This window comes from Streptomyces sp. WM6386 (assembly GCF_000972385.1).
Lineage (GTDB): Bacteria > Actinomycetota > Actinomycetes > Streptomycetales > Streptomycetaceae > Streptomyces.
The window spans coordinates 50,339-60,040 of the sequence record NZ_JXTE01000058.1 but is presented as its reverse complement, the minus strand read 5'-3'; the positions used below and the strand labels follow the sequence as shown (position 1 = coordinate 60,040).

General features: G+C 68.3%; 12 protein-coding genes. 2 read left to right on the top strand and 10 right to left on the bottom strand.

Annotated elements, in window-relative coordinates:
* Positions 1-101: 101 nt before the first annotated feature.
* Complete coding sequence (locus TN53_RS29760; protein ID WP_046261808.1) at positions 102-992, top strand: winged helix-turn-helix transcriptional regulator; 891 nt, start codon at positions 102-104, stop codon at positions 990-992.
* Here the strand turns inward: TN53_RS29760 and TN53_RS29755 are convergent.
* Together TN53_RS29755 and TN53_RS29750 are read right to left on the bottom strand one after the other, a co-directional pair.
* Positions 970-1,518 carry a TetR/AcrR family transcriptional regulator gene (locus TN53_RS29755; protein WP_046261807.1) on the bottom strand — a complete coding sequence of 183 codons (549 nt, stop codon included), beginning with the start codon at positions 1,516-1,518 and terminating at the stop codon, positions 970-972. The two genes, TN53_RS29760 and TN53_RS29755, sit on opposite strands and share 23 nt — an antisense overlap.
* On the bottom strand, positions 1,518-1,838 hold the full coding sequence (locus TN53_RS29750; RefSeq protein ID WP_046261806.1) for a DMT family transporter: 321 nt from the start codon (positions 1,836-1,838) through the stop codon (positions 1,518-1,520). Before TN53_RS29750 ends, TN53_RS29755 begins: the two co-directional genes overlap by 1 nt.
* A gap of 318 nt (positions 1,839-2,156) precedes the next feature.
* Between TN53_RS29750 and TN53_RS29745 the strand changes: the two genes are divergently transcribed.
* Positions 2,157-2,978: an AbfB domain-containing protein gene (locus TN53_RS29745; protein ID WP_046261805.1), complete on the top strand. Its 822-nt coding sequence runs from the start codon at positions 2,157-2,159 to the stop codon at positions 2,976-2,978.
* 51 nt (positions 2,979-3,029) lie between these two features.
* On the opposite strand, the gene TN53_RS29740 is transcribed toward TN53_RS29745, so the two are convergent.
* The 8 genes from TN53_RS29740 to TN53_RS29705 are packed head-to-tail and all read right to left on the bottom strand — an operon-like array spanning position 3,030 to position 9,593.
* Positions 3,030-3,362, bottom strand: coding sequence for a metal-sulfur cluster assembly factor (locus tag TN53_RS29740; RefSeq protein WP_020130530.1), 333 nt, complete (start codon positions 3,360-3,362; stop codon positions 3,030-3,032).
* Positions 3,359-3,826 carry a Fe-S cluster assembly sulfur transfer protein SufU gene (sufU, locus tag TN53_RS29735; RefSeq protein ID WP_046261804.1) on the bottom strand — a complete coding sequence of 156 codons (468 nt, stop codon included), beginning with the start codon at positions 3,824-3,826 and terminating at the stop codon, positions 3,359-3,361. Before sufU ends, TN53_RS29740 begins: the two co-directional genes overlap by 4 nt.
* A gap of 18 nt (positions 3,827-3,844) precedes the next feature.
* Positions 3,845-5,101, bottom strand: a complete 1,257-nt coding sequence (locus tag TN53_RS29730) for a cysteine desulfurase (protein ID WP_046261803.1) — start codon at positions 5,099-5,101, stop codon at positions 3,845-3,847.
* Positions 5,098-5,862 (bottom strand): Fe-S cluster assembly ATPase SufC, encoded by a 765-nt coding sequence (gene sufC / locus TN53_RS29725; RefSeq protein ID WP_046261802.1) that lies wholly within the window; start codon positions 5,860-5,862, stop codon positions 5,098-5,100. Before sufC ends, TN53_RS29730 begins: the two co-directional genes overlap by 4 nt.
* A gap of 7 nt (positions 5,863-5,869) precedes the next feature.
* Positions 5,870-6,187, bottom strand: coding sequence for a bifunctional 3-phenylpropionate/cinnamic acid dioxygenase ferredoxin subunit (locus TN53_RS29720; protein ID WP_046261801.1), 318 nt, complete (start codon positions 6,185-6,187; stop codon positions 5,870-5,872).
* Positions 6,187-7,368 carry a Fe-S cluster assembly protein SufD gene (sufD, locus tag TN53_RS29715; RefSeq protein ID WP_046261800.1) on the bottom strand — a complete coding sequence of 394 codons (1,182 nt, stop codon included), beginning with the start codon at positions 7,366-7,368 and terminating at the stop codon, positions 6,187-6,189. Before sufD ends, TN53_RS29720 begins: the two co-directional genes overlap by 1 nt.
* A gap of 60 nt (positions 7,369-7,428) precedes the next feature.
* A complete protein-coding gene (gene sufB / locus TN53_RS29710) occupies positions 7,429-8,853 on the bottom strand; it encodes a Fe-S cluster assembly protein SufB (RefSeq protein ID WP_046261799.1) in 1,425 nt (474 codons plus the stop codon).
* A complete protein-coding gene (locus TN53_RS29705) occupies positions 8,850-9,593 on the bottom strand; it encodes a helix-turn-helix transcriptional regulator (RefSeq protein ID WP_046261798.1) in 744 nt (247 codons plus the stop codon). The genes sufB and TN53_RS29705 overlap by 4 nt, the downstream gene beginning before the upstream one ends.
* Positions 9,594-9,702 lie beyond the last annotated feature (109 nt).

The following is a 9,702-nucleotide window of genomic DNA, read 5'->3' as shown; positions in this document are numbered from 1 at the left end:
GAAAGAATCACCCTGCACAGCCCCCCCCGCCCCACCCCCCATGGGTCTCTTTTGGGAACGTACGCTGTCGGTGCAGCGACGCGCGAAGGGACGGTACGCCCATGGCCCGCAGGACGAGTCTGGAGGACTCCAGCTGCGCCATCGCCCAGGCCCTGGACGTCGTGGGCGACTGGTGGACCCTCCTGATCGTCCGCGACACCGCCCGCGGCGTACACCGCTTCGACGACCTCCAACGTGAACTCGGCCTGTCCCGCAAGGTCCTCACCGAACGCCTGCGCCTCCTCGTCGAGGCGGACGTCCTCGCGAAGACCCCGTACCAGGACCGCCCCGTACGCCACGAGTACCGCCTCACCGCCCGCGGCCACGCCCTGCTCCCCGTCCTGATCGCCCTCCAGGACTGGGGCGACGCCTGGATCCTCGGCGACGATCCCGGCGCCACGACAGCCACCGCGGCAAAGGCGTCCACGGAAGCCCGCCGCGTACACGAACTCGTCGGCACCAAGGTCCCGGAACTCCAGCTCCTCGACGACCGGGGCCGGCCACGCGACCCGATCGCCGACAGCACCCCCTACACCGTCCTGTACTGCTTCCCCGGCGCCTACGCCGGCCCCGACGCCTACCCGCCGGGCTGGTCCGACATCCCCGGCGCCCCCGGCTGCACCCTGGAGTCCCGGACCTACCGCGACCGCCACGCCGAGTTCACCGAGGCCGGCGCCACCGTCCACGGCGTCTCCACCCAACGCCCCGACGAGCAGCGGGCCTTCTCGGCAGCGGAGCAGCTGCGCTTCCCGCTCCTGTCCGACGCCGACCTGTCCCTCATCGCCGCCCTGCGCCTGCCGACGTTCCGCGCGGCGGGCGCGAGCCGGCTCAAGCGCCTGACGCTGGTCGTGGACCGCGACCGGGTCGTACGGGACGCGCAGTACCCGGTGACGGACATCGCGGGAAGCGTCGAAGCCGCCCTGTCGACCGTCAGCGGGCTCCAGAAGGAATGACCCGCCCCAGCACCTCCCGCGCATACTCCTCGTCGTACACCCCGTCCGTCAGCAGCACCTGGAGACAGATCCCGTCCATCAGCGCCACCAGCGCCCGCGCCGTGACCGCGTCGGTGTGGCGGCCCAGCCGCTCGGCGAGGTCCTCGGCCCACTCCGCGGCGACCGGCCGCAGCGTGGGGCGGCGCAGGGCGGCGAGATAGAGCTCGCACTCCAGCTCCACGCCGGTACGGTCACCCGCGAGCCACTCACCCAGCAGACCGGCGAGTTCGGTGGCCAGGTCCGCGCCCTGGTCCTCCAGGCCGCCCCGCGCCGCGACGACCTTGGCGAACCCCTCGTTGGCCTGCCGCAGCGCGGCGACCATCAGCTCGTCGAGGGTCTTGAAGTGGTACGTCGTCGAGCCGAGCGGTACATCGGCCTCGGCTGCGACGGAGCGATGGCTCAGCCCGGCGAGGCCATGGCTGCCCACGACCCGGATCGCCGCGTCGATGATCCGCTGCCGCCGCTCGGGGTCGTAGCGCCGGGCCATCAGTGCGCACCGCCCAGGTTCAGCACGACCACCCCGGCGATGATCAGCACGATCCCGGCGGCCTTGGCAGGGCTCATCCCCTCACCCAGGAACGTGAATCCGATCGCGGCGATCACCGCGGTACCGACGCCCGCCCAGATCGCGTAGGCCGTACCGACCGACACGGTCTTCAGCGTCTGCGCGAGCAGCGCGAACGCCAGGGCGTATCCGAGGACGGTCAGCAGCGACGGCAGCAGCTTGCTGAAACCGTCGCTGTACTTCATGGCGGTCGTCGCGGCCACTTCGGCGGCGATTGCTCCGGCGAGCAGCACATATCCCATGTGTACGAGTGTACATAACGGCGCTCGCACAGAGACCGGCCGAGCAGCCGCCGCTTGCTGTGGGCCGCGCGACGCAGTGCGCAGACCCGCATCCAGCCCCAGTGCGTGGATGGAGGTCTGCGGGCGCAGCCGAGTACGAAGACGGGGCGCACGGAGGAGGAAGCAGAGCAAGCTGCTGAGAAAACGATGTGGAAACCGCTCGCACAAACGGCTGCTCGAAGAGCGCCAAGTCCACTACTGTGCCATCTGCTTCACCGTTCATCTACCGCGCCGTCACGGCTGCGGCCTCCCCCATGGGCTCCGCCGGAGGAACTGCGCATGCCACACACCAAGTCCCAGCCCCCACATGACCGACCGTGGGAGACCGGCTGGGCGCCCGACACCTCCCGGGCACCGGGAACCCGCCGTCTCTATCTCGCAGGCGTCCTCGCCGTGGCCACGGTCGTCGCCTGCGTCACGGCGATATCCATGACGGGCAGCACTCCTGACGCCGTGGCGAAGTCGGCGCCCCCCGCGGACGGCGGGACGATACCGGGCCTGGCCGGCTACGCCAGCCCGTCCGACACCACGACGGTCCCCCCGAAGGGCAAGAGCGGCCTGGCGACCTCCGAGGAGACCGCCTCCGCCGCGCGCCAGCAGGGCTCCTCCCCCTCGCCCGCTCCTGACCCGCCCGCCAAGTCCCCCTCGTCCAAGCCGAGTTCGTCGCCCCCGAAGCCGACGGTCAAGTGGCGCTCGGTCCGCTCGGTGAACTACCCCGACCACTACTGGCACGTGACGCAATACTTTGTCGGCCTGGACCCGGTCCGCGGCTCGGAATCCCGTGAGGACTCGACCTTCAAGGTGGTCAAGGGCCTGGCGAACGCCTCCTGTTACTCCTTCACCACACACGACGGCAAGTACCTGCGCCACAGCAACTTCGTCCTGCGGGCCGCCCGCGACGACGGCTCATCCCTCTTCGAGCAGGACGCCACCTTCTGCCCCCGCGCCTCCTCCTACTCCGGCGCGACCATGCTGGAGTCCGTCAACTACCCCGGCTACTACCTCCGCCACAAGAACTTCGTGGTCCGCCTGGAACGCTTCGAGTACAGCCCCCAGTACATGGCGGACTCCTCGTTCCGGCTGGTGGACGGGCTGGCCTGAGCACGCGAAAGGGGCCGCGGCACACGGCCACGGCCCCTTCGGCAGGGTCTGTCAGACGTTGAACCCGAGCGCCCGAAGCTGCTCACGCCCATCGTCGGTGATCTTGTCCGGGCCCCACGGCGGCATCCAGACCCAGTTGATGCGCAGCTCGTTGACGAGACCGTCCGTGGCGGACTTGGCCTGGTCCTCGATGACATCGGTCAGCGGGCAGGCCGCCGAGGTCAGGGTCATGTCGATCGTCGCGATGTTCGCGTCGTCGATGTGGATGCCGTAGATGAGGCCGAGATTGACGACATCGATGCCCAGCTCGGGGTCGACGACGTCGTACAGGGCCTCGCGGACTTCCTCTTCGGAGGCCGGCTTCATCTCAAGGGTCTCGCTCATGCCGTCTTCCTTTCGGCGTCGGCCCCGCCCAGGGCCTGGGCCGTCGCGTCCTTCCACGCCATCCAGCTGAGGAGGGCGCACTTGACCCGGGCCGGGTACTTGGAGACACCGGCGAACGCGACCGCGTCCTCCAGCACCTCCTCCATGGCGTCGTCGGGCTCGATCTTCCCCTTGGACTGCATCAGCTCCAGGAAGGTCTCCTGGATCTTCCGCGCCTCGGCGAGGTCCTTGCCGACGAGGAGGTCGTTCAGCACGGAGGCGGAGGCCTGGCTGATCGAGCAGCCCTGGCCCTCGTACGAGATGTCGGCGATCTGCTCGCCGTCGTACTTCACGCGCAGCGTGATCTCGTCGCCGCACGTCGGGTTGACGTGGTGCACCTCGGCGTCGCCATCCCGAAGACCGCGCCCGTGCGGGTGCTTGTAGTGGTCCAGGATGACTTCCTGGTACATCGAATCCAGCTTCACGGTCTCAGCTCACGCCCTTCAGCCGAAGAAGTTCCGTACGTGCTCCAGCCCGTCGACCAGAGCGTCGATCTCGGCCGGCGTGGAGTACAGATAGAAAGACGCTCGCGTGGTCGCAGGAATTCCGTAGCGCAGGCAGACCGGGCGGGCGCAGTGGTGGCCCACGCGGACCGCGATGCCCTGCTCGTCCAGCACCTGGCCCACGTCGTGCGGGTGGATGTCACCGAGCGTGAAGGAGATCGCCGCGCCCCGGTCCTCGGCCGTCGTCGGGCCGATGATCCTGAGGTCCGGGACCTCGCCGAGCCGCTTCACCGCGTACTCGGTGAGCGCATGCTCGTGGGCGAGGATCTTGTCCATGCCGATCGAGTTCAGGTAGTCGATCGCCGCGCCCAGACCGACCGCCTGCGCGATCGGCGGGGTGCCCGCCTCGAACTTGTGCGGGGCGGGAGCGTAGGTCGACGAGTGCATCGACACCGTCTCGATCATCTCGCCACCGCCCAGGAACGGCGGCAGGTCCTCGAGCAGCTCCTGGCGGCCCCACAGGACACCGATACCGGTCGGACCGCACATCTTGTGGCCGGTGAAGGCCACGAAGTCGGCCTGCAGCGCCTGCACGTCCAGCGGCATGTGCGGGGCGGCCTGCGAGGCGTCGATGCAGACGAGCGCACCGACCTCCTGCGCACGGCGCACTATCGCCTCGACGGGGTTCACGGTGCCCAGGATGTTGGACACCAGGACGAAGGAGACGATCTTCGTCTTCTCGGTGATGACCTCGTCGATGTTGGAGAGGTCGAGGCGGCCGTCGTCGGTGAGGCCGAACCACTTCAGCTTCGCGCCCGTGCGCTGCGAGAGCAGCTGCCACGGCACGATGTTGGAGTGGTGCTCCATCTCCGTGATGACGATCTCGGTCTCGTGGTCCACGCGGTAGGGCTCGTCGGCCCAGCCGAGCATGTTCGCCACGAGGTTGAGCGACTCGGAGGCGTTCTTGGTGAAGATCACCTCGTCGCGGCTGGGCGCGTTGATGAACGCGGCTGCCTTGTCGCGCGCGCCCTCGTACAGCGCCGTGGCCTCCTCGGCGAGCACATGCACACCGCGGTGGACGTTGGCGTTGTAGCGCTCGTAGTACTCGTTCAGGGCGTCCAGGACCTGGCGCGGCTTCTGCGAGGTCGCCGCGTTGTCCAGGTACACGAGCTTCTTACCGTCGTGGACCTGGCGGTCCAGGATGGGGAAGTCCTTGCGGATCGCCTCTGTGTCGAGGAGGCCCGGCAGCTGTGTCACGCGGATGCGCCACCCTTCACGTACTTGTCGTAGCCCTCGGCCTCGAGCTGGTCGGCGAGCTCCGGGCCGCCGGACTCGGCGATACGGCCGTTCGCGAACACGTGCACGTGGTCGGGCTTGATGTAGCGCAGGATGCGCGTGTAGTGCGTGATCAGCAGGGTGCCGACCTCGCCGCTCTCACGGACGCGGTTGACGCCCTCGGAGACGATACGGAGGGCGTCGACGTCCAGACCGGAGTCCGTCTCGTCGAGGATCGCGACCTTCGGCCTGAGCAGCTCCAGCTGGAGGATCTCGTGGCGCTTCTTCTCACCGCCGGAGAAGCCCTCGTTGACGTTGCGCTCGGCGAAGGCGGGGTCCATGTTGAGGCGCTGCATGGCCTCCTTGACCTCCTTCACCCACAGGCGGAGCTTGGGGGCCTCGCCGCGGATGGCGGTGGCGGAGGTGCGCAGGAAGTTGGAGACCGAGACGCCGGGGACCTCGACCGGGTACTGCATCGCCAGGAACAGGCCCGCGCGGGCGCGCTCGTCGACGGACATCTCCAGGACGTCCTCGCCGTCGAGGGTGACGGTGCCGCCGGTGATCGTGTACTTCGGGTGGCCCGCGAGCGAGTAGGCGAGGGTCGACTTGCCGGAGCCGTTGGGGCCCATGATGGCGTGCGTCTCGCCCTGCTTCACGGTCAGGTCGACGCCCTTGAGGATCTCCTTCGTGGCGTTGTCGGCCTCGACGGTGACGTGCAGGTCGTGGATTTCAAGCGTTGCCATGGGTTCCTCAGGACTCCTGGGTGAGGGAGACGAGCACGTCGTCCCCTTCGATCTTTACGGGGTATACGGGGACGGGGCGCGTCGCGGGAAGGCCGGACGGCTTGCCGGTGCGGAGGTCGAACGCGGAGCCGTGCAGCCAGCACTCGATCTGGCAGTCCTCCACCTCGCCCTCGGAGAGCGAGACGTTCGCGTGCGAGCAGATGTCGTTGATCGCGAACACCTCGCCCTCGGTGCGGACGACCGAGACCGGCGTGCCGTCGAGTTCCACCCGCTTCGGGGTGTCCTCCTCCAGCTCGCTCAGCCCACAGGCGCGTACGAACGTCATCAGACGGACGCCTCCAGCTCCTCGTCGATCTTCACGAGAAGGCGTTCCTGGATGTCGTCGACACCGATCTGCTGGACCAGCTCGGCGAAGAAGCCGCGGACCACCAGCCGACGGGCCTCGTCGGCGGGGATGCCGCGGGCCATCAGGTAGAAGAGCTGCTCGTCGTCGAAGCGGCCGGTCGCGGAGGCGTGTCCGGCGCCGACGATCTCGCCGGTCTCGATCTCCAGGTTCGGCACGGAGTCGACGCGCGCGCCGTCCGTGAGGACGAGGTTGCGGTTCATCTCGTAGGTGTCCGTGCCCTCGGCCTTGGCCTCGATGAGCACGTCGCCGATCCATACCGCGTGGGCGCCCTCGCCCTGCAGCGCGCCCTTGTAGACGGCGTTGGACTTGCAGTGCGCCTCGTTGTGGTCGACCAGGAGGCGGTGCTCCTGGTGCTGGCCGGCGTCCGTGAAGTACAGACCGAAGAGCTCGGCCTCGCCACCGGTGCCGGCGTAGGTCACGCGCGGGTGGAGGCGTACGAGGTCGCCGCCGAAGGTGACCACGAAGGACTTGAAGGTGGCGTCCCGGCCGATCAGCGCGTTGTGCTGGGCCACGTGCACGGCCTTGTCGTCCCAGTCCTGGACGGAGACGACGGTCAGCTTGGCGCCGTCGCCCAGGAGGTAGTCGACGTTGGCGGCGAGGACCGCGTCACCGGTGTGGTCGATGACGACGACGGCCTCGGCGAAGGCGCCCAGCTCGATCACCTGGTGGGCGAAGGCGGTGCCGCCCTCGCCGTGCACGGCGATCCGGATCGGCTCGGTGAGGACCGTCTCCTTGGGGACGGTGATCACGCCGGCCTTCTCGAACGCCGAGTAGGCCTGGGCGGCGATGCGGTCCACCGGGGTGCCCGCCTTGCCCAGGCGCGCGTCGTCGCGGTCGACGGTCTCGACCGTGACGCCCTCGGGCGCCTCGACGTCGACCTTCAGGCCCTCGCCGGTGGCGACGGCGGTGCCGTCGTGCAGCCCGCGCAGGCGCTCCAGCGGGGTGAACCGCCACTCCTCCTCACGGCCGTGCGGGACCGGGAAGTCCTGCACGTCGAAGGAGGGGGGCGCGCTCATGCGCGTGGCGACGGTCGACTCGGCGGCCACCGCGATCTGGCCGGCGGTCGTGCTGCCCACCGGGATGTTCTGAGCCTCAGCCATGGCTGTCGGTCTGCTCTCTTCCTACGTCAGATTTCGCTAGCTGCTTGTCGGAGACGGGTCTTAACCGACCGCGCCTTCCATCTGCAGCTCGATCAGCCGGTTGAGTTCCAGCGCGTACTCCATCGGCAGCTCCTTCGCGATGGGCTCGACGAAGCCGCGCACGATCATGGCCATCGCCTCGAACTCGGTCATGCCCCGGCTCATCAGGTAGAAGAGCTGGTCGTCACTGACCTTGGAGACGGTCGCCTCGTGGCCCATGGACACGTCGTCCTCGCGGACGTCCACGTAGGGGTACGTGTCGGAGCGGGAGATGGTGTCGACGAGCAGCGCGTCGCACAGCACGTTCGACTTGGAGCCGTGGGCGCCCTCGCCGATCTCGACGAGACCGCGGTAGGACGTACGACCGCCACCGCGCGCCACGGACTTCGAGACGATGTTGGAGGAGGTGTTCGGCGCCATGTGGACCATCTTGGAGCCGGCGTCCTGGTGCTGCCCCTCGCCCGCGAAGGCGATGGAGAGGGTCTCGCCCTTGGCGTGCTCGCCCATCAGGTAGACGGCCGGGTACTTCATGGTGACCTTGGAGCCGATGTTGCCGTCGATCCACTCCATGGTCGCGCCCTCGTACGCCACGGCGCGCTTGGTGACCAGGTTGTAGACGTTGTTCGACCAGTTCTGGATGGTCGTGTAACGGCAGCGGGCGCCCTTCTTGACGATGATCTCGACGACCGCGGAGTGCAGGGAGTCCGACTTGTAGATCGGCGCCGTACAGCCCTCGACGTAGTGGACGTAGGCGTCCTCGTCGACGATGATCAGCGTCCGCTCGAACTGGCCCATGTTCTCCGTGTTGATACGGAAGTAGGCCTGGAGCGGGATCTCCACGTGCACGCCCTTCGGCACGTAGATGAAGGAGCCGCCGGACCACACCGCGGTGTTCAGCGACGCGAACTTGTTGTCGCCGACCGGGATGACGGTGCCGAAGTACTCCTTGAAGAGCTCCGGGTGCTCCTTCAGCGCGGTGTCGGTGTCGAGGAAGATGACGCCCTGCTCCTCCAGGTCCTCGCGGATCTGGTGGTAGACGACCTCGGACTCGTACTGGGCCGCGACACCGGCGACGAGGCGCTGCTTCTCCGCCTCGGGGATGCCGAGCTTGTCGTACGTGTTCTTGATGTCCTCGGGCAGGTCCTCCCAGGACTCCGCCTGCTTCTCCGTGGAACGCACGAAGTACTTGATGTTGTCGAAGTCGATACCGGAAAGGTCCGAGCCCCAGTTCGGCATGGGCTTCTTGCCGAACAGGCGCAGGCCCTTGAGACGGAGCTTGGTCATCCACTCCGGCTCGGACTTCTTCGCGGAGATGTCCTTGACGACGTCCTCGTTGATGCCGCGCCGCGCGGAAGCACCGGCCGTGTCGGAGTCCGCCCAGCCGTATTCGTACTTACCCAGGCCCTCGAGCTCGGGGTGGGCAGTCTCCTCGATGGGGAGAGTCATGCGGGGTTCCTCCCGGCCGTGCTTGCGGATGCGTTATGTGTGGTGTGGGAAATCTTTGGGATGAACGTCGTGCAGACGCCGTCACCGTGCGCGATGGTCGCCAGTCGCTGGACGTGCGTTCCGAGCAGCTGGGAGAAGATCTCGGTCTCCGCCTCGCAGAGCTGGGGGAACTTTTCCGCGACATGGGCGACGGGGCAGTGGTGCTGGCACAGCTGCTCGCCGACCGGTGCACTGCGCGCCGTAGCAGCGTACCCGTCCGCGCTCAAGGCCTTGGCCAGGGCTTCGGTGCGCTCCTCGGGGGCGGCGGCCTCGATCGCCTTGCGGTACGCGGTGGCCTGCTCGGCGATCCTCGCGCGGGCGAAGGCCACGACGGCCTCGTCCCCACCGAACCGCTCCGCGATCCAGCGCAGGGCGTCCGCGGCGAGCTTGTCGTAGGACTGGTCGAAGGCGTCGCGGCCGCAGTCGGTGAGCGCGAAGACCTTGGCGGGACGCCCCCGCGTCCGCGCGCCGTAGATCTTCTGCTCGCGCGCCTCCACGACGTCGTCGACGACCAGCGCGTCCAGGTGCCTGCGTACGGCCGCCTGGGTCAGGACGAGACGGCCCGCCAGCTCGGCGACGGTCGACGGCCCGTGGTCCAGGATGGACCGCGCGACCCGGTTGCGGGTTGACCGCTCCCCGGTCGCGAGCTCCTCCTGCAGGGCCCCCGTGGGGGTCCCCTGAACCTCGCCGACGTTTTTCACAACACCATTGTTGCGTAATTCCTCAGAGGCGGGCAACCCACGTCCCGGCCGATGGACGGTGCGGTGCATCACTTAGGTAAAGCTAACCTGACCTGCGGGAACGATCTTT

Excerpts from the sequence above, each read along its gene's own strand:
- TN53_RS29740 (WP_020130530.1), bottom strand. The coding sequence starts at position 3,362 with ATGAGCGAGACCCTTGAGATGAAGCCGGCCTCCGAAGAGGAAGTCCGC.
- sufB (WP_046261799.1), bottom strand. The coding sequence starts at position 8,853 with ATGACTCTCCCCATCGAGGAGACTGCCCACCCCGAGCTCGAGGGCCTG.
- TN53_RS29755 (WP_046261807.1), bottom strand. The coding sequence starts at position 1,518 with ATGGCCCGGCGCTACGACCCCGAGCGGCGGCAGCGGATCATCGACGCG.
- sufC (WP_046261802.1), bottom strand. The coding sequence starts at position 5,862 with ATGGCAACGCTTGAAATCCACGACCTGCACGTCACCGTCGAGGCCGAC.
- TN53_RS29760 (WP_046261808.1), top strand. The coding sequence starts at position 102 with ATGGCCCGCAGGACGAGTCTGGAGGACTCCAGCTGCGCCATCGCCCAG.
- TN53_RS29720 (WP_046261801.1), bottom strand. The coding sequence starts at position 6,187 with ATGACGTTCGTACGCGCCTGTGGGCTGAGCGAGCTGGAGGAGGACACC.
- TN53_RS29745 (WP_046261805.1), top strand. The coding sequence starts at position 2,157 with ATGCCACACACCAAGTCCCAGCCCCCACATGACCGACCGTGGGAGACC.
- sufD (WP_046261800.1), bottom strand. The coding sequence starts at position 7,368 with ATGGCTGAGGCTCAGAACATCCCGGTGGGCAGCACGACCGCCGGCCAG.
- TN53_RS29750 (WP_046261806.1), bottom strand. The coding sequence starts at position 1,838 with ATGGGATATGTGCTGCTCGCCGGAGCAATCGCCGCCGAAGTGGCCGCG.